The sequence below is a fragment of the Bartonella vinsonii subsp. vinsonii genome (genome assembly GCF_902825235.1).
Lineage (GTDB): Bacteria > Pseudomonadota > Alphaproteobacteria > Rhizobiales > Rhizobiaceae > Bartonella > Bartonella vinsonii.
Map to the genome: position 1 here is coordinate 493662 of NZ_CADEAJ010000001.1, position 19321 is coordinate 512982.

The 19321-nt window shown below is 41.5% G+C and carries 17 protein-coding genes and 1 pseudogene; 12 read left to right on the forward strand and 6 right to left on the reverse strand.

Annotated elements, in window-relative coordinates:
- Positions 1-492: pseudogene (locus tag J7R12_RS02045) on the forward strand (ABC transporter ATP-binding protein); the annotation flags it as partial.
- Positions 493-796: 304 nt separating this feature from the next.
- Here the strand turns inward: J7R12_RS02045 and rimJ are convergent.
- Positions 797-1405 carry a ribosomal protein S5-alanine N-acetyltransferase gene (rimJ, locus tag J7R12_RS02050; protein WP_126601879.1) on the reverse strand — a complete coding sequence of 203 codons (609 nt, stop codon included), beginning with the start codon at positions 1403-1405 and terminating at the stop codon, positions 797-799.
- 501 nt (positions 1406-1906) lie between these two features.
- Positions 1907-2167: a DUF2312 domain-containing protein gene (locus J7R12_RS02055; RefSeq protein ID WP_004862771.1), complete on the reverse strand. Its 261-nt coding sequence runs from the start codon at positions 2165-2167 to the stop codon at positions 1907-1909.
- A 229-nt stretch (positions 2168-2396) separates the two neighbouring features.
- Here J7R12_RS02055 and J7R12_RS02060 point away from each other — a divergent pair, with 229 nt between their 5' ends.
- The 5 genes from J7R12_RS02060 (at position 2397) to J7R12_RS02080 (ending at position 6851) form a co-directional block, all read left to right on the forward strand.
- On the forward strand, positions 2397-2960 hold the full coding sequence (locus J7R12_RS02060; protein ID WP_126601877.1) for a DUF1036 domain-containing protein: 564 nt from the start codon (positions 2397-2399) through the stop codon (positions 2958-2960).
- Positions 2957-4393: a pyruvate kinase gene (gene pyk / locus J7R12_RS02065; RefSeq protein WP_126601875.1), complete on the forward strand. Its 1437-nt coding sequence runs from the start codon at positions 2957-2959 to the stop codon at positions 4391-4393. The genes J7R12_RS02060 and pyk overlap by 4 nt, the downstream gene beginning before the upstream one ends.
- Positions 4394-5334: 941 nt before the next feature.
- Positions 5335-5694 carry a helix-turn-helix domain-containing protein gene (locus J7R12_RS02070; RefSeq protein ID WP_197721513.1) on the forward strand — a complete coding sequence of 120 codons (360 nt, stop codon included), beginning with the start codon at positions 5335-5337 and terminating at the stop codon, positions 5692-5694.
- 397 nt (positions 5695-6091) lie between these two features.
- Positions 6092-6451 (forward strand): helix-turn-helix domain-containing protein, encoded by a 360-nt coding sequence (locus J7R12_RS02075; protein ID WP_126601873.1) that lies wholly within the window; start codon positions 6092-6094, stop codon positions 6449-6451.
- Positions 6452-6617: 166 nt separating this feature from the next.
- Entirely contained in the window at positions 6618-6851 is a 234-nt protein-coding gene (locus J7R12_RS02080) for a hypothetical protein (RefSeq protein ID WP_126601871.1), read from the forward strand.
- Here J7R12_RS02080 and J7R12_RS02085 read toward each other — a convergent pair.
- Both J7R12_RS02085 and J7R12_RS02090 read right to left on the reverse strand, forming a co-directional pair.
- Entirely contained in the window at positions 6846-7223 is a 378-nt protein-coding gene (locus J7R12_RS02085) for a cell division protein ZapA (RefSeq protein ID WP_126601869.1), read from the reverse strand. The genes J7R12_RS02080 and J7R12_RS02085 overlap by 6 nt on opposite strands.
- Positions 7224-7235: 12 nt before the next feature.
- On the reverse strand, positions 7236-7511 hold the full coding sequence (locus tag J7R12_RS02090; protein ID WP_004866156.1) for a DUF4164 domain-containing protein: 276 nt from the start codon (positions 7509-7511) through the stop codon (positions 7236-7238).
- A 332-nt stretch (positions 7512-7843) separates the two neighbouring features.
- Between J7R12_RS02090 and tkt the strand changes: the two genes are divergently transcribed.
- From tkt to J7R12_RS02110, 4 genes are all read left to right on the forward strand, one after another.
- Entirely contained in the window at positions 7844-9850 is a 2007-nt protein-coding gene (gene tkt / locus J7R12_RS02095) for a transketolase (protein WP_126601867.1), read from the forward strand.
- Positions 9851-10026: 176 nt separating this feature from the next.
- Positions 10027-11034 carry a type I glyceraldehyde-3-phosphate dehydrogenase gene (gap, locus tag J7R12_RS02100; RefSeq protein WP_126601865.1) on the forward strand — a complete coding sequence of 336 codons (1008 nt, stop codon included), beginning with the start codon at positions 10027-10029 and terminating at the stop codon, positions 11032-11034.
- 352 nt (positions 11035-11386) lie between these two features.
- Positions 11387-12583 carry a phosphoglycerate kinase gene (locus J7R12_RS02105; protein WP_126603992.1) on the forward strand — a complete coding sequence of 399 codons (1197 nt, stop codon included), beginning with the start codon at positions 11387-11389 and terminating at the stop codon, positions 12581-12583.
- Positions 12584-12680: 97 nt separating this feature from the next.
- Complete coding sequence (locus J7R12_RS02110; protein ID WP_126601863.1) at positions 12681-13712, forward strand: class I fructose-bisphosphate aldolase; 1032 nt, start codon at positions 12681-12683, stop codon at positions 13710-13712.
- Positions 13713-14261: 549 nt separating this feature from the next.
- Here the strand turns inward: J7R12_RS02110 and rpmE are convergent.
- Positions 14262-14483 (reverse strand): 50S ribosomal protein L31, encoded by a 222-nt coding sequence (rpmE, locus tag J7R12_RS02115; RefSeq protein WP_126601858.1) that lies wholly within the window; start codon positions 14481-14483, stop codon positions 14262-14264.
- 187 nt (positions 14484-14670) lie between these two features.
- On the opposite strand from rpmE, the gene J7R12_RS02120 reads away from it, so the two are divergent.
- On the forward strand, positions 14671-16461 hold the full coding sequence (locus tag J7R12_RS02120) for an ABC transporter transmembrane domain-containing protein (RefSeq protein ID WP_126601856.1): 1791 nt from the start codon (positions 14671-14673) through the stop codon (positions 16459-16461).
- Positions 16462-16881: 420 nt separating this feature from the next.
- Entirely contained in the window at positions 16882-18048 is a 1167-nt protein-coding gene (locus J7R12_RS02125; RefSeq protein ID WP_234924822.1) for a hypothetical protein, read from the forward strand.
- A gap of 466 nt (positions 18049-18514) precedes the next feature.
- On the opposite strand, the gene J7R12_RS02130 is transcribed toward J7R12_RS02125, so the two are convergent.
- Positions 18515-19306 (reverse strand): inositol monophosphatase family protein, encoded by a 792-nt coding sequence (locus tag J7R12_RS02130; RefSeq protein ID WP_004862815.1) that lies wholly within the window; start codon positions 19304-19306, stop codon positions 18515-18517.
- Positions 19307-19321: the final 15 nt, after the last annotated feature.

Sequence of the window (19321 nt, forward strand, 5' to 3'; positions counted from 1 at the left end):
AGCCATGACAGGGATTTCTTAGATCGAACTGTAACGCATATGTTGGCGCCTCAAGGGGATGGTCATTGGGTTTTATACGCTGGCGGTTATAGTGATATGATCGCGCAAAACAAGCAAGCTGCATGGGTGCAACGCAAAGATAAAGAAGTACAGCGTAAAGTGCTGTCAAACCCTCGTGCGCGGGGGCAGGAAAAGCAGGTTTCGTCAACAAATCATCGCTTTGAGGGGCGGGAGAAAACAACATCGCGTAGATTGTCGTATAAGCAGGTTTATGCACTGGAAAAATTGCCTGAGCAAATCGCTGTTTTGCAAGATGAAATCAAAAAAATTGAACAAGAGCTCTCTGATCCAGCACTCTATTGCAATGATAAAGAGCGTTTCGAACGTTTATCAATAGCGCTGGACGAAAAGAAAAATGCTTGTGCGCAAAAAGAAGAAGAATGGTTGGAACTTGAATTGTTGCGCGAAGATATAGAGTGTGTGAAATCATAAAACGCTACGGCGTTATTTTTCTCAAGACGATTTTTATAGATTTGGATGCGTGTTTTTCTTTTACTTTCATATTTGTTTTTTGCATCATTCTTTATGGGATGAGCGTATGTATGGGAGAAGAAAATATGTGCGTAAAGGTAAGAAGAATACTTTAAGAAGAAGAATATTTGGAGTTTGAATTTTTGCGCGAGGGTAGTGAACGATACTGAATGTGCAAAGACAGTGAAAAAGAAGCGTCTTTTGAATTTCATAAAATTTGCGTGGTATCACATTTTAATATCCGGTAAAAACGCCTTAGTATGCTTTATTCTGGTTGTTGGGCGGATTCATATGAATGGTGAATTTTAGAGGTGAGAATATGGTCCCTCCATTTGCCGGCAATCATGAGATAATCTTTGGCATATCCTTCTTTCTCAAAACCAAGGCGCTCCAATAAAACTCCACTTTTGATATTTTCCGGCATATAGTTTGCCATCACTCGATGCAGGTGAGTAACATGAAAGACATGGGGTATCAGAGCGGATAGAATTTCGAACATCAAGCCTTTGCCTTGTTGCTTTTCATCCAGAGAAAAGCCAAGATGACAGGCTTGAAAAACACCACGCACGACATTTGTAAAATGAACGACGGCGATGATTGTGCTCTCATTTTTCAGTTGTACGGCATATCGGTATGCTTGATCTTGTCTGTTCTCACGAGCGAATACATTTGTGCGGGTTTTCCAAGCTGTTAGGGTGTTATAGTCGTCAGATTTTACTGGTTCTAAAGGACGGAGAAAGTCTGCATTGCGTAGGTAATAGGAAGACAGTTCATCAGCATCTTTACCACTGATTAAGGTGGAAATTGTTCGTTTTGTTTTGATTCCCGTAGTTCCTTCTACATATCTTGTTGATTTTTTAATGAAGAGGTTCATTCTATGTGTGTCAACGATCTTCTTTTTACTTTAGGTGTTCCTTTATGCTCGATTTTTCGTTAACCACAGTGTTAAGGGTATGATTTCACTGTTGTTTATGCACGCAAATTGGGAATGCTCAATATGGTGGTGCTTTGATCAGCATTTGGATTTGTGCAAAAACAAGCATAGCACACTATATTGCTACCCATCTGTTTTTTTCCTCTCATCTCCCAACAATTGCCTCTTTTAATAATTGATTGAAGTATGAGAACACTTCGGGTGTAAGAGATATTGTGCAATCTTCTATGTCCTCGATCTTTTATGCTCTCTCAATTCTCAAGGGGGGGCATTCCCAAATTGTGCAATGTTTTCAAATTGACTCATGTCTTGCAGATATTTTCATCACAAGACAAGTTGCATGAACTGCTAAAATTTTTGGCAGAAATGCACGGGGATTCTTTATTTTTTGCATTTTCTATTCTCTCTACCTTTTGAAAAAATATTCCAATGTCAAAGCTATTAACTCATACCAAGTGCATTTTTATAAAGCTGGATGACTGCTTCTTCTTCCATTCGTTCATGCTCTTCTTTTTTACGTAGTCTTATAATGCTCCGAACAGCTTTGCTATCAAAACCAGAGCCTTTAAGTTCGGTATAAACGTCTTTAATATCATCAGAAATGGTTTTTTTCTCTTCTTCTAGCCGTTCAATACGTTCGATAAAAGCACGTAATTGGTTGACGGATATAGCGTGTGTTTGATCAGTCACTGTATTATTCATTGTATTTTTCTCCATACTTTATTTAAGCTGTTTTTCGACGATAAATTTGGTTGGGAAAGCTTGAAAAACAAAAAGTGACTCAAGCTGTGTACTTTTTTACAAATTGACTTTAAATATTTTGTAAAATTTAAAATAGGTGTTTTAATAAAAAGGCTATAAGAAGCAGAAAAAATAAAAATATATCTCTACACACTTAAAAGGTTCTTGAAAAAGAGAAAAAAAGGAATGTATGTTTTGTCTTAAGGGCTTACGTTATATGAGTGGTTTTGTGGCTTCTCAAAAACAGCAAGGGATGATTTGCAAAGGACTGAGGGGTAAAAGATTGAGAAGAAAAGGGCTGAGGGTTTTTCTTTTGAGCATTCTGCTCTTGTTTTCGTTGAGTGTTTTTGCAAAAGCTGACTTTAGAGTTTGTAATACGACACAACAGTCTGTTGGTGTTGCGCTTGGTTATCGTACGCTTTTTGGCTGGGTGAGCGAAGGGTGGTGGACGGTTCCGGTAACAGAGTGTAAAACCTTAATCGAAGGGCCTCTTGCTTCACGCTTTTATTATTTTTATGCAGAGGGAGCGCAGAAAAAAGGCAGTTGGTCGGGCTCTATCACCATGTGTGTGCAAGATAGCCAATTTACCATTCAAGGGGTTCATGATTGTTTTCCCCGAGGCTATCAAAAGGCTGCGTTTAAGGAAATTGATACGGGCAATCAAACCAGTTGGATGGTGCAGTTGACCGAAGAGTCTTTGTTCGATGATTCGGCTGTAAATTCTCCTCCTTTTTCAGGAGATTCTTCACCGTGAAGCGCGCACGTAAAGTAAAAATTATTGCAACTCTTGGGCCTGCTTCTTTTTCACCTTCGATGATTGAAAAGCTTTTTGTGGCGGGGGCGGATGTTTTTCGTCTTAATATGAGCCATACTGACCGTGAAACAATGGCTGACTTGGTGAAGCATATACGAGAAGTTGAGAAAATCGTTCGTCGCCCCATTGGTATTTTGGTAGATCTCCAAGGGCCTAAATTGCGTCTTGGCTGTTTTGCTAAGGGGCAAGAGGATTTGCGTGTGGGGCAGAGCTTTACCTTAGATAATCGTGATGTTCTTGGTGATGCACAACGTGTTTTTTTCCCCCATGAGGAAGTTTTTGCGGCTGTTAAACCAGGGGAACGGTTGTTGATTGATGATGGAAAGCTGGAACTGCGTGCTGAAGTGTGTGATCCGCACTTTATTCAGTGTCGTGTGGTTGCTGGAACCCATATTTCTAACCGAAAGGGGGTTAGTTTTCCCGATACAATTTTGCCCTTTGGTTCTATGACACCAAAGGATAAGGCTGATCTTCAGGCTCTTTTGCAACAACCTGTTGATTGGGTGGCACTTTCATTTATCCAGCGTCCGGAAGATATTATGGCGGTGCGCCGGTTGACAAAAAACAAAGTGTCTTTGATGGCTAAAATCGAAAAACCTCAAGCCTTGGAGCACATAGAAAAAATTATTGATATTGCTGATGGTATCATGATTGCACGGGGAGATCTCGGTGTGGAAATGCCCTTAGAAAGGGTTCCTGCTCTTCAGATGGAGTTGATTAAAGCGTGTCGTTTAGCGGGAAAACCTGTTGTGGTGGCGACACAAATGCTCGAATCAATGATCACCTCGCCTGTTCCAACACGCGCAGAAGTGTCTGATGTTGCTACAGCGGTTTATGCGGGAAGCGATGCTGTGATGTTGTCTGCTGAATCGGCTTCTGGGCGTTATCCTGAGGAAGCTGTACTTATGATGGACCGGATTGCTCGCCAAATCGAACAAGATCGCACTTACGCTGCTATGGTTGAGGTACAGCATCCTGCACCACAATCAACAGGGACAGATGCGATTTCTCTTGCTGCACGGCAAATTGCTGAAACACTTCAATTGGCAGTGATTGTTGCTTACACGGCTTCAGGTACAACGGGTGTGCGTGCATCACGAGAGCGTCCCAATAGACCCATTATTGCTTTATCCCCTATCGTGGAAACAGCGCGGCGCTTGGCTTTGGTTTGGGGGCTGCATTGTGTGGTGACAGAAGATGCACGAGATTTGGAGGATATGGTGGATCGTGCGGCGGCCATTGCTTTTCAAGAAGAATTTTGCCAAGTCGGGGACCGATTCCTTGTGACAGCAGGGGTTCCTCTTGGTACGCCTGGTGCTACGAACTTGTTGCGCATAGCCTCTGTCTCTCAAGACGGGAAAAAAGGCGTTTGAATGTTTGTGCACAAAGCTCTCTTCTTTTTTATTCCTTTCTGGCAAGAGTGTCTCTGGGGTAAAACCTTATCTCAGCAAAGTTGTTGGGTGTGCTTTACGGTTTCGATTCAGAATAATATGGTGAGAGAGAAATGCTGTAATATTCTCTGCTAAATTTGCATCCGTATCTGGTCTTTATCCTGAAGAAGCAGTGTTTTACAGAAAAACTGTAAGTTACAGAAATTTTTTTCATTTTTATTGTAAATCCCCCGAAATTCCTTTATGACTAAAAAGGTGGTTTTGGTCGTATACGCAACGATCAATAGGGACCTTGAAAACCCGAAGACTCAAACATAAAATTTCTCCCGCTTTGTGGGTATCCTAGGATTCCGGGAGATTTTGCACTGTCCAAGTGCTCTAAGCACTAAAAGCAAAAAGGCTGATCGAGTTCAGTATTTTAGACTCCCGGAATACCAATGCGAGGGCACTCGCAACCGGTGGGGAGAGTGAAATGCAAACCAGAAATCTTCTTAACGGACATTCATAGGCAAAAAAATCACTTCAGAAATAAAATCTTAAACAACAAGATCAACACCAAAAGTGCCACTGCTTTTCTCATCATCTTCTCTTTGATAAACAGCGCAATACCTCCTACGAAGAAATAGCTTTCATTACAAAACGCTACAGTAGAGAAACTTTTTTCATTTTTATTGTAAATCCCCTGAAATTCCTTTATGACTAAAAAGGTGATTTTGGTCGTATACGCAACGATCAATAGGGATCTAAAAACCCGAAGACTCAAACATAAAATTTCTCCCGCTTTGCGGGTGTCCCGAGATTCCGGGAGATTTTGCTATGTCCAGGTGCGATAAGCACTAAAAGCAAAATGCTGATTTGAGTCAGTGTTTTTAGACTCCCGGAATACCAATGCGAGGGCGCTCGCAACCGGCGGGGGGCATGAAATGCAAGCTAAAAACCTTTTTCATGACACTTTTATAGGCAAAAAAATTCGCTTTAAGCGAAAAATGCTGAAAATGTCTCAGAAAGAATTAGGGCACCACTTGAGGGTAAGCGCGCAACAAATTCAAAAATATGAAACAGGATTAAATCGCGTAAGCGCTGGGCGTTTGAACGAAATTGCCAATATTCTCAACGTACCACTTTCCTTTTTTTACGCGGAGATCCTCACAAAGCAAGAGCCGCCATACCATCATGATGAAATCATCTCGAGCGAAGAAGAATATCTGCTTTTAAAAAGCTTTAGAGTTCTGAATTCTGTAAAACAAAAAGCAATTTTACAGTTAATCTCTGATCAGAAGTGAAATCTTGAACAGGCAAGATCAATGCACAAAAGTGCCACGGCTTTTCTCACCAGTTTTGATTTAATGCGAAACACAGAGCTTCTCACTAAAAAACGCAGAGCCTCTCAAAAAAACTGTAAATTACAGAAACTTTTTCATTTTTATTGTAAATCCCCTGAAATTACTTTATGACTGAAAAGGTGATTTTGGTCGTATACGCAACGATCAATAGGGACCTTGAAAACCCGAAAACTCGATATATAAACTTGCCCCGCTTTGTGGGTATCCCGGAATTCCGGGGGTTTTTGCTATGTCCAGGTGCTCTAAGCACTAAAAGCAAAAAGGCTGATCGAGTTCAGTATTTTCAAGCTCCCGGAATACCAATGCGAGGGCGCTCGCAACCGGCGGGGGGCATGAAATGCAAACCAAAAACCTTTTTCACGATATTTTTATAGGTAAAAAAATTCGCTTTAAGCGAAAAATGCTGAAAATGTCTCAGAAAGAATTAGGGCACCACTTGAGAGTAAGCGCACAACAAATCCAAAAATATGAAACAGGATTAAATCGTATAAGTGCTGGGCGTTTGAACGAAATTGCCAATATTCTCAACGTACCACTTTCCTTTTTTTATGCGGAGATTTTAACAAAGCAAGAGCCGCCATACCATCATGATGAAATCATCTCGAGCGAAGAAGAATATCTGCTTTTAAAAAGTTTCAGAGTTCTGAATTCTGTAAAACAAAAAGCAATTTTACAGTTAATCTCTGATCAGAAGTGAAAGTTTTTTGTCACAAGAAGGCTTGAGGTATGAAGGAAAACAGTTTGAGAAATATGTTAGCTTGTCTCTCATAATTGCCTCAATGCAAAAACAGTTGCGGCATTGCATATCGGTATAAGAGAATGACAGTGCTGTTTCTGCATGCATAAAGAGATGGCTATATCCAATGGACTTTTATCCATTCATGGGGAAAATGCGATGTGGTAAAAGCCGTTTATGGGGAATACGAGTCCTTTATTTCTTGAAGAACACTCTTTCTTTTGCGGCTTTTGTTTGTTGTTGTTCTTTGCGCTCGGATTCTTTTACAATGATATTGTTGGGATGCCGCTGGGATGTGGCTGGAATAACACGTGTCGTCGGGATATGGCCGGCTGGTTTAAGAATGCATGTGCCTTTATGAATTTTCCTGTTCTGGAACATCAAGACTGTTTTGGTTATCTTTAAGCAATTGATTGGTGAGTTTTTCAATGCGCTCCGTTGTTTCACGCATAATCTTTCCCATGGTGCGGTCTCTTTCATTGTGGATTCGTAAAAGAGCTTCATAATCTTCTCGTAGTTTTTTATTTTCTCGTTTTATTTCTTCCATTTCATCAAGTACCATAATACCGGCCATAACCGATAAACGGTGGTCACCCATTTCACCAAAATTGTTTTTGAGGTGTGTGATATATTGGTCTAATTGAGCGGCAAGCGCAATAAGATGGTCTTCTTGTCCTTTATCGCAAGCCATGCGATAAACTTTACCATCGATGGTGACGGAAACAGTTTCCATACATTCAAACCTTTATCTATCAATTACGACACGAATTGTTTCCATTGCTTTAATTAAACGTTTAGAAACTTCTTTGTTCACCGCCTCTAGCCGCTCAACTTGGGCTTCGGCTTTGTCAAGTGCTTGGGCAAGATGACTACGATCAGCGTTCATTCGTTGAATTTCTTCTTCCCATTCGTTGTTTTTATCAATAACGGCATTGCGGTTTATAATGGTAATCTCTAAAGTTCTTAGTGCTTTTTCCAACCGCTCTAAAGCCTGTGGTAGAACCGTATTTTCTTGGTTCATGATGCTTCTATCCTTTAGTTCATTGTATCCCTTATCAGTTTTTTATGCAAAAACGAATCACTTATTTTCTTTTCTTATGCAAATTTTATTTTTCAATATGTAGGACATTTTAGCAAGCAAAGCAGGGGAGGTATGTGAATTAAAGGCTAGATTTTTTAAGAGTATTGGCATAAATGATTATGATATAAAGGAAGTGTGAGGGGAATGTTATTTACCCAATAACAAGAGATTTCGCGCTGATGGTTTTAAAAATTGAAAAGTATTTCTCAAAAAATGAAGAGAATACAGAAAAAGCAACCTACAAACGCGTTTAACGAAATGGTTTATCATTCATGACAAATACTGAACAACAAAATCAGATGGCCAATGCTATCCGTTTTCTTGCTATTGATGCAATTGAAAAAGCAAATTCTGGTCATCCTGGTTTACCAATGGGGGCGGCTGATATTGCTACCGTTCTTTATACAAAGTTCCTTGCCCATGATCCCAAAAATCCTCATTGGCCCAATCGTGATCGCTTTGTATTGTCCGCTGGGCATGGCTCTATGTTGCTTTATGCCTTACTTTATCTTTCTGGTTATGAAGATATTTCCCTTGAGGATCTCAAAAATTTCCGCCAACTAGGGTCAAAGCTTGCTGGGCATCCAGAATATGGACATGCTGCCGGAATTGAAACAACTACGGGGCCTCTGGGACAGGGGTTGGCAAATGCTGTGGGGATGGCTCTTGGGGAGCGCTTACAAAATGCCCGTTTTGGAGATCTCATAAGTCATTACACTTACGCGCTGGTTGGGGATGGTTGCCTTATGGAAGGAATTTCCCAAGAAGCACTTTCTCTTGCGGGTCATTTAAAACTCAAGAAGCTTATCGTGCTGTGGGACGATAATAATATTTCTATCGATGGAAAGATTTCTCTTGCTGACAGTACAGATCAGATAGCGCGTTTTAAAGCTTCTGGTTGGAATACACACAAAGTCGATGGGCACGATCAAACCGCAATTGCACATGCCATTGAAACAGCACAAAATTCCGATAAACCAACTTTAATTGCGTGTAAAACAACCATTGGCTTTGGAGCACCAAATAAAGCAGGAACCAATAAAGTTCATGGAGCACCTTTGGGGGCACGGGAAATTGCTGAAACCCGTATCGCTTTGGGATGGGAGGCGGAGCCTTTTGTTGTTCCAGCGGATATTCTTGATAATTGGCGCTTGGCTGGTTTGAATGCTGCTAAAAAACGGCAAAAATGGGAAACAAAATTGGAAAATCTGCCTGTCTCAGAACGACTGGAGTTTGAAAGGTTGATGCGGGGTGATCTGTTGGGTGGATTTGATGGCGCTATTGATACTTATAAACAGCAGCTTATTGAAGAATGCCCTTGTGTTGCTACGCGTAAAGCTTCAGAAATGGCTCTTGAAGTTATCAATGAAGTGGTTACTGAAACCATTGGTGGTTCGGCTGACTTAACGGGGTCCAATAATACTAAAAGCAGTCAAATGAAAAGTATTTCTGCTGAGGATTTTTCAGGGCGCTATCTGCATTATGGAATTCGCGAACATGCCATGGGTGCGGTGATGAATGGTCTTGCCCTTTATGGAGGCTTTATTCCTTATGGCGGAACCTTTTTATGCTTTTCTGACTATATGCGTCCTGCAATGCGTTTATCTTCTCTGATGGGATTACGGGTCATTTATGTTATGACCCATGATTCCATTGGTCTTGGTGAGGATGGTCCTACACACCAACCCGTGGAGCATTTGGCTTCTTTGCGAGCAATGCCCAATCATTTTGTTTTTCGCCCTGCAGATGCGGTTGAAACCGTCGAGTGCTGGCAATTGGCTTTAAAAGCACGCAATACACCTTCTACTTTGGCTTTGAGCCGACAAAATTTACCGCTTTTGCGTCAAGAACATGAAGAAGAAAATCTTTGTATGCTGGGCGCTTATGAGTTATTGACCGCAAGTGATGATGCGAAAGTGACGCTGTTTGCTTCCGGTTCAGAATTACAAATTGCCGTAAAAGCACACGCTCTCTTGGAAGAAAAGTCTATTCCAACGCGTGTGGTTTCTGTGCCTTGTTTTGAACTCTTTGCACAGAAATCTCTCTCCTATCAGCGTGCTCTCATTGGAGATTCGCCCATTAAAATTGCCATTGAGGCCGCTATTCGACAAGGGTGGGACCGCTTTATTGGCTGTGATGGTGTGTTTATTGGTATGGAGGGCTTCGGGGCAAGCGGAACAATCGATGCGCTTTATGCGCATTTCAACATCACTTGTGAGAATGTCGTTGCAACTGTTGAAAAAGAGCTTGAAAAGATCAATAAGGAAAATGTGAAATGACTTTTCGCATTGCAATGAATGGAGGTTGTTGTATTGGGTACAATATTTTGGTTTTGCGCACCATTGTGGAAAGTAACGGATCAAGATAGTGAAGGGTATCGGAGTTCATGATGTGGGACTGGTGAAAACAAAAGTCCATTTGTTGCGCTCTCAAAGATCGATAAGGAAAATGGAAAATGGCTGTTCGCGTTGCAATTAATGGGTTTGGTCGTATTGGGCGCAATATCTTGCGTGCCATTGTAGAAAGTGGGCGGAAAGATATTGAAGTGGTCGCTCTTAATGATTTGGGATCAGTGGAAACAAATGCCCATTTGTTGCGCTACGATTCAGTTCATGGGCGTTTCCCTGGGGCCGTTAAGGTTGTGGGGGATGCACTTGATGTTGGGTGTGGTTTGATAAAAGTGTTGGCAGAGCGTGATCCAGCACAATTGCCTTGGAAAGCTTTGGATATCGATATTGCTTTGGAATGTACGGGCATTTTTACTGCGCGAGACAAGGCAAGTGTTCACTTGGATGCTGGGGCAAAGCGTGTGCTTGTTTCTGCACCTTCTGAAGGTGCAGATCTTACCGTGGTTTATGGGGTTAATCATCAGTCTTTAAATAAAGAGCATCGGGTTGTTTCAAATGCTTCTTGTACAACCAATTGCTTGGCACCTGTGGCGCAAGTTTTGCACAACACTGTTGGCATTGAAAAGGGTTTTATGACCACAATTCATTCTTATACGGGTGATCAACCTGTGTTGGATACAATGCATCGTGACCTTTATCGTGCGCGTGCGGCGGCTCTTTCTATGATCCCTACGTCAACAGGAGCAGCAAAAGCTGTGGGACTGGTATTGCCAGAATTAAAAGGCTTGCTCGACGGTGTGTCGATTCGTGTTCCAACCCCCAATGTGTCCGTTGTTGATCTGACATTTACAGCTAAGCGTTCGACAACCGTTGAAGAAATTAATACAGCTCTCTGCACCGCTGCTCGGGGACCGCTTAAAGGAATTTTGGATGTGACAGAGGAAAAGCTGGTCAGTTGTGATTTTAACCATAATCCACATTCCGCCATTTTTCACAATGATCAAACCAAGGTGATTGATGGTCAGCTCTGCCGTGTTTTGGTTTGGTATGATAATGAGTGGGGTTTTTCAAACCGTATGAGTGATACAGCTGTCGCTTTTGCCAAAACAATATAAGAGGACCTTTGGGGCCTCTTTTTTCATAAAAAGGCAAAATTTCTGTAAGAATATTGAAGCGTATTTTTGGGAAAAAAGCAGGAGAGATTTTTTCGTTAAAAAACGTTTTTTGTGCGCTAGAAAAAATGTTGTCTCAAGGGTGAGGGGGGACTGTTTTGGTAGGTATGGTTTTTGCTATTTTTGCTCAATGCGTGAAAGAGCAAAATTTGCAAGAGTTAAGACTTGGATGACACAAAGCTTGGAGCAAAATAGAAGATGCGGGTCTCTTTGCTCTTACGCCAAAGAGGTGAATGGAGAGAAAGTGTGAGTTGGTGCGTTTTTGTTTGAAACAACGGAAAGTGAAGAGGGAGCAATGATGGGTTTTCGGACACTTGATGATGTTGATGTTACGGGAAAACGTGTTCTTGTGCGGGTCGATTTTAATGTTCCAATGGCGCAGGGCAAGGTCTGTGATGAGACGCGTCTTAAACGACATAAAGAAACACTGGTTGAATTGCAAAAGCGTGGTGCTAAGCTTATCCTTCTTTCTCATTGTGGGCGCCCCAAGGGAAAGGTGGAACCAGAATTTTCACTGCGCCCTGTTGTGCCAGTGCTGGAAAAAATAATCAATCAACCAGTGGCTTTTGGACTAGATTGTATTGGTGCAGCAGCGCAGAAAGCCGTTGAGGCATTGCAAAATGGTGGTGTTTTGCTGCTTGAAAATGTGCGTTTTCATCTCGGAGAAGAAAAGAATGATTGCTGTTTTGCTGAAGCTTTAGCCCATCATGGCGATCTTTATGTGAATGATGCTTTTTCAGTCTCTCATCGTGCCCATGCTTCTGTGGAGGGAATAACACATTTATTGCCCTCCTATGCGGGACGCTCGCTGCAATGTGAATTGCAGGCATTAGAAAAAGGGCTTGGCAATCCAACACATCCCGTGGTCGCAATTGTTGGTGGGGCAAAGGTTTCTAGTAAGCTTTTTGTCCTCAACCATTTGGTTGAAAAGGTTGATCATTTGGTCATTGGTGGGGGCATGGCTAATAGTTTTTTAGCAGCGCAAGGCGTGCATGTTGGAAAGTCGCTCTGTGAAGATGCACTCATGGAAATGGTTAAAAAAATTATTAAAAAAGCACAAGAGTGCCAATGTACAATTCTGCTTCCTGTAGATGCGATTGTTGGATTTCGCTTTGAAAAAAATACTCCGCATCGTCTCTATGATATTGGAGATATTCCCGAGGAGGGCATGATTTTGGATATTGGAACACGTTCCATTGCTCATATCAATGCCGTGATTGATAGGGCTGCTACTCTTGTTTGGAATGGTCCCCTTGGTGTTTTTGAAATGCCTCCCTTTGATCAAGGAACAATTGCCGTTGCACGCTATGCAGCAGCACGCAGTTTGACAGGGCAATTGGTTTCTATTGCTGGAGGGGGAGATACGGTTTTTGCACTCAACCATGCTGGTGTTGCCAATGATTTTACTTATCTTTCGACAGCTGGGGGTGCTTTTTTAGAATGGATGGAAGGTAAGGTTTTGCCTGGTATTGTCGCTCTCATGCAGGCGTAAAGAGCTGGTGTGGAGGGAAAATTTATATTCATTGGGTGAGTGTGCTGGTCATGCTGCTCACTTTTGGAAGTTGAGAAAGAATAAAGAGGAATTTTTTATGAATGAACGTCTTGAAGATATTGCACTTGCTCTAGTTGGTGCGGGTAAAGGTATTTTGGCAGCAGATGAAAGTACTGCGACGATTGGAAAGCGTTTTGAAAGCATTGGTGTTGAATGCAATGAGGATAATCGCCGCGCTTATCGTGAAATGCTTTTTAGCGCAAAGGAAGCCATGGAAAGTGCCATCTCTGGTGTTATCTTATTTGATGAAACCATTCGTCAAAAAGCATCATCTGGGAAAATGTTGACAGATCTGATTCGTGATGCGGGGGCTTTGCCTGGTATTAAAGTTGATAGCGGTGCTAAACCCTTGGCGGCTTTTTCTCAGGAGATGATTACAGAAGGATTGGATGGTCTTCGGGAGCGTTTAAAAGACTATTATGCTTTGGGAGCCCGTTTTGCCAAGTGGCGTGCGGTGATTGCAATTGATGGACATACTTTACCAACAAGAGGGGCACTAAGGCAAAATGCACAAGCTCTCGCACGTTATGCTGCTTTGTGTCAGGAAGCTGGACTTGTCCCGATTGTTGAACCAGAAGTGCTTATGGATGGGGTCTCGCGTCAGCATTCCATTGCGCGCTGCTTTGAGGTGACGCAAGCTGTTTTAAACACCGTGTTTAAAGAATTGTTTGAGGCACGTGTTGTTTTTGAGGGCATGCTTTTAAAGCCCAATATGGTGATTGATGGAAAAGATGCCCGCAACGCTTCTGTTGACGAAGTGGCTGAAAAAACACTTCAGGTTCTTAAACAAACTGTTCCTGCGGCTGTTCCAGGAATTGCTTTCCTTTCTGGAGGGCAGTCTGATCAGGAAGCAACGGCACATTTGTCTGCTATGAATGCTATGGGAAAACACCCTTGGAAATTGACCTTTTCTTATGGGCGGGCATTGCAAGCAGCTGCCTTAAAGGCATGGGGTGGAAAAACAGAAAATATTGCTGCTGCACAAAAAGCTTTTTGTCATCGTGCACGGATGAATCATCTTGCTGCTTTGGGACAATGGACACAAGATCACGAAAAAACTTGTGCTTGAAGGATCACACATAAGGTAACACGAACTCAATTTCATGCTGTTTAAAGAGTCTGAAATGGCGGGAGTGTTTTCTTTGTGCACTTTTTTGTCATGTGTAAAAACATGATCGGATGGTGGACAGCAAAATTCGGCATGCGGTTTGTGGATCGCATGTGCGTAGCAGAAGGCAACACTTGAAGATTAAAGTTTCTCAGAAACAATTTTTGAATCTAAAAAAATGAAGATAATCCCCCACCCGTATTTATAATTTCTTTGTTTACGGGCTGTTGATCTGGTGAATGCGTTGTTCGCTTCATGTTCTAAGCTGTCTCTTTTTCTCTCAGTTGCTGTTTAGACAGTTTAAGCTTTCTTTGATTTCTCAATAAACAATAAAAACCCCACTTTGAAAGCGGGGTTTTTATTTGCATTGTTAAAGTGCTTTTAACAAAACGCTCAACTGTATAAAGGTCCTAAAACTGTATTCTCTCAAGGGCTAGAGTAAATTGATCGTTTACATAACTCTTCACTCTTTGAAGAATCTTTTCGCTCTTTATAATCAGAAGGAGGTTTTTATAGCCCAAGATTTCCAAAACGATTTTTGAATTTAGAAACACGACCACCACGATCTACCAATGTCTGGGAGCCACCTGTCCAAGCTGGATGGGTTGTTGGATCAATATCTAGATTCAGGACGTCTCCTTCTTTTCCCCAAGTGGAGCGCGTTGTATATTTGGTGCCATCCGTCATAACAACGGTAATCCTGTGATAGTTGGGGTGAATATTCGCTTTCATGTGGCAAACCTTTTGCATCTCTAAAATGAAATAGCACTTTTTCACTTTTTTAAGTGCGTTTCTGTTGTCTTTTTGATAAATTGATTAAAGTACCACTCCTATAACTGAGCACGCATCAAAAAACAAGTGTTCAAGATGCATCATTGCATCAACGGTTATAGACAACCTCATAAGTGAGCAAAATCCTATGAATTTTTTCAATCATTCAGAAAAAACTGTAAAACCCTCGAATGCGAAGCCTTCATTGTCTTCTCTTTCAACTTTTGTTCCTTATTTTGTGCGCTATCGTTGGTTGTTTATTTTTGCTTTTCTTGCTTTGACTGTTGCGGCTGCCGTTACGCTGGCTTTGCCTGTTGCTATTCGCCAAATGTTTGATCATGGTTTTTCCACTTCAAGCCATGGACATATCAATTTTTATTTTTTTATTTTGTTTGTCTTAGCTTTGCTTCTCGCACTTGCTTCCGCTTGCCGTTATTATTGTGTTATCACCTTGGGAGAACGCATTGTTGCTGATTTACGACGCGATGTTTTTATCCATATTACGCAACTTTCCCCTGATTTTTTTGACCAATCTCATTCTGGTGAACTTGTTTCGCGGCTGCTGACAGACACAACGCAAATAAAATTGGCTGTTGGTTCAACTGCTTCTATCGCCTTGCGTCATATAATCGTGGTGATTGGAGCGGTGGTGATGATGGTGATTACCAATGCTAAACTCTCCTCACTGGTTTTGCTTGCCATCCCTTTTGTTGCCATTCCATTGGTTGTTTTTGGGCGAAAAGTTCGCACACGCACACGCGCTGCACAAGATCGGCTCGCAGATGCCAACGCTTTGGCAACAGAACAGGTTGGTGCTATTCGCACTGTACAAGCTTTTACTGCTGAAAAACTTGTTTCTGCGCGTTTTTCACAGTTGGTGGAACGTGCTTTTCAGACAGCGCGTGCTTCGGTCATTTTGCGTTCCTTTTTTACTGGTTTTGCGATTTTTTTGGTTTTTAGCAGTGTGGTTGCTGTTTTATGGATTGGGTCCCGCGATGTTTTGGATGGCACCATGACAGGGGGGACATTGGGGCAATTTGTTCTCTATGCGGTTTTTGGAGCCACAACCTTTGCGCAATTATCTGAAGTTGGTGCAGAGCTTATGCAAGCGGCAGGGGCTGCTGAACGGCTTGCCGAATTGTTGCAAGAACAGCCCACAATTCTAGCACCAAAGGTTCCTGCGCCATTGGCACAACCTGTGCAAGGAGCCATTGTTTTTGATCAAGTTGATTTTAGTTATCCTTCCAGACCACAAGAAAAGATTTTGCGCTCTCTTTCCTTTTCTGTCAAAGCAGGAGAAACAGTTGCTTTTGTTGGCGCTTCGGGGGCTGGAAAAAGTACACTTTTTTCTTTGATTCTCCGTTTTTATGATCCAATAAGTGGTAAAATCCGGTTTGATGGCGTGGAAGTTAACCGCCTTTCTCTTCAAGATTTACGTGGCTCAATTTCTTATGTCCCGCAGGAGGTTGCTATTTTTGATGGCACATTGCGTGATAATATTGCTTTTGGGAGTAAAAATGTCCCTGAAGAGCAAATTATTGCTGCTGCGCAAACCGCCAACGCGCTCGAGTTTATTGAAGCTTTACCAAACGGCTTTGATACGCAAGTGGGGGAGCGTGGTACTATGCTTTCTGGTGGGCAAAAACAACGTATTGGCATTGCACGGGCGATTTTAAAAAATGCGCCCTTGTTGCTGCTTGATGAAGCAACATCAGCCTTAGATGCAAACAGTGAAAAATTGGTGCAAGAAGCTTTAGAAGGGTTGATGCAAAATCGCACAACATTGGTGATTGCGCACCGCTTAGCCACGATTTTGAAAGCAGATCGCATTCTTGTCATGGATAAAGGGGCTCTTGTTGAAGAAGGAACACATACACAACTTGTCGCCCAAAATGGGGTTTATGCGCACCTAGCCAAACTGCAATTTGCACCCGAATAAGCTCTCTAATAAAGATTAGTATTTTTATTGTTTTACTGTCAATTGTATGTCCTCTTTCGGCTTTTTGTGGGGGGGGGCTGTTGTTGGTAAAAACACATCTGTCGATGATAAAAGTGCGCGTTTTGCAGATTTTGAAGGCGCAGCACCCTATGAGAGATCATACGACAAAGAGAGCGGCATCATTAAATACAATTTGTTGCATAATTTCTCATGACAAGATCTATATACAGTATGTTATTCTTTTAATAATAGAATATCTAGTATTTTGAAGTTTTCAATAAAACATATTGATACAACAGTAAAGAATCAATTAAAGGGCTGCACAAATAATTAACGAACAAGAAGGCGGCAATGATTAGCACTATCATGTTTATAGTAGGAATATTCATAGTGGGGTGCATAATCTATTCCCTTTGGGAGATGCTCGCGGATGCAAATGAGCAATTTGAACGCAAAAAACGCGAGGGTAAGATATACAAAAAGATTCTTACAAAATTGGAGGAGAGTCTTTTTGAAGAAACCCGAAAAATACCAAGAGAATGGATTAACAAATGGGATCAAGAAATTAAGCAGTGGGAAGACAACGTTCTCAAAATAAAATGCTCTAGAGAGTTTGTTTCTGCCAGTGAACAGCGACATCCCATGATAAAAGATATTTGTGCACAAGGATATGCAGATACATTTTTTCTTTATGAGCGAGTGCTGAAAGCAGAGCTTACTGCTGAGCATATTGAAAGATTCAATGAATTAATGAGACGCCCAATTTTTAAGAAAACTTATCGTAAAGTTGTGCGATTGATGAAAAGGAATGGGATAATTGTTGAAAAATTTATAGATCCGTTTACGAAAAAAAAACGTCATAAACCCACGATGTTGTTGCTTCATTGGTGGTTATATATGGTTGATGATATGATTATGGCGCTGTATGAACAGCAACAAAAAGATAAGGCTTCAGGGCGCTATAAAGAGCTAGCAGCTATGGAAATCTACTGGAGCGATATATCTAAAAATACAGAATATGACGAAATACTAAAGATTCTAAAATTCTGGTATCATTTACTTCCAGATTACGAAGCGCTTTTATATTGTAAAATAGGTCTTCTAGAGTTGTTGTATGATGTTTCCAGTGATTATAAAAGGGCAAGGGGAATTTTTATTTACTATAAGAGGCTTATCGAGACTGTGAAAGAGGGATATGTTTTTTTTAATAAGGGGTGTACTATCAGCACAGTTGTAACTGCAATCAATGAATGTAAAAAGAGAGATAAAGAAAAGAAAGAAGGTCTTCGCATTGCAAAAGAAACTCCAACATTTGAAGAAGCTTACAAATTGGGCGTCAAAGAGTGGATGAAGGGTGCAAATAAGATATGTGATAATCGGTTATTTTTTTGGGAGATGCTCATGAGAATAGACCTTTCGAGAGAAGATTTAAAACTTATTTTCGGGGATGAAAAGGTGGAGGCACTGGAGAAAGCAATCAAAAAAGAACAAGAACAGTTTAAAACAGAAATGCAAGAGGCAATTCTTGGAAATCAGGAATTTCATTACAACAAATCCTATGCGCATTTGATAGAGTATCTTCAATGATTATAGAAATCCAGTAATTTAATGGAGTCTCTCGCGTGTTTTGCTGAAGAATGTTGAGAGTAAAACGCAAGGGGAGTAAGATGTGCGTGGGGGGGGGTAGATGGTGTTGCAGAAAGATGAGAGAAAGGCAGCGTGTTTGGTTGCTTCAATCATAACGTTAGCAAAATTGGGAACTTTTAAATCCTTTTAAATCTGGTGTGCCAGACTGTTTGGATTGAAATGGGGGGAAATATTATTATGGACAGTATAGGATAGGGGGCTTGAATATCTGAGAGAAGTGCCTTTTTGAAGTGTTTTTTCCGCTTCATGGGAATGTGTTTATTATCTGCGATGATATTTTTTTGCGAAATAGAGCGTTTTTTCCTTCTTTATTGGTAACAAAATTACCAGCTTTGTGAACCAGCGACTTAGAAGGTGGAGAGTGATGTTCTCAAATCTTGGCCTTTAGGGACTCTTCTTTTGGGGTTTAAATGCCTTTTTTGAGGGCTTCTTCCAATTTAAGGCGAATGCGTTCATTGCCCGCGATGATATTTTTTTTGCGAAAGATAGCATCGCCTCCATCTTTATCGGTAACAAAACCACCGGCTTCGCGAACCATCAAAATTCCAGCAGCCATATCCCAAATTTGCAAATTATCTTCCCAAAATCCATCGGTTCGGCCAGCTGCGACATAAGCTAAATCAAGAGCAGCAGCGCCAAAACGGCGAAGTCCAGAAACTTCCGCCATTACATTGCGCAATTCGATAAGATATGCTCCATGATTTGGGCGTCCAAAATGGGGCATGCCCGTTGCAATGACACAATCTTCTAATCGGCGTCGTGCGGAAACGCGACAGCGCCGGTCATTAAAAAAAGCACCGCCGCCGCGTTCAGCAGTAAACAATTCATCACTCACGGGATTATAAATGACAGCAGCAACAATTTTCCCCTGACTTTCCAAGGCAATGGAAACAGCAAAAAAAGGAATACCATGGAGAAAATTTGTTGTGCCATCCAAAGGATCAACAATAAAACGATGTTGTGAATCCTCTCCAATAATTTCTTCAGATTCTTCCATCAGAAAACCAAATTTAGGCCGTGCTTTGCTTAATTCATTGAAGATAATTTTTTCAGCTTTGCGATCTGCTTGGCTTACATAATCTGCTGGTCCTTTCAAAGATACTTGCAAATTTTGTACTTCACCGTAATCACGCACCAGAGAGCGTCCAGCTTTCATTGCGGCTTGCACCATGACATTCATGATTGCAGAATGGGCCATCTGTTCTTCCTTTAT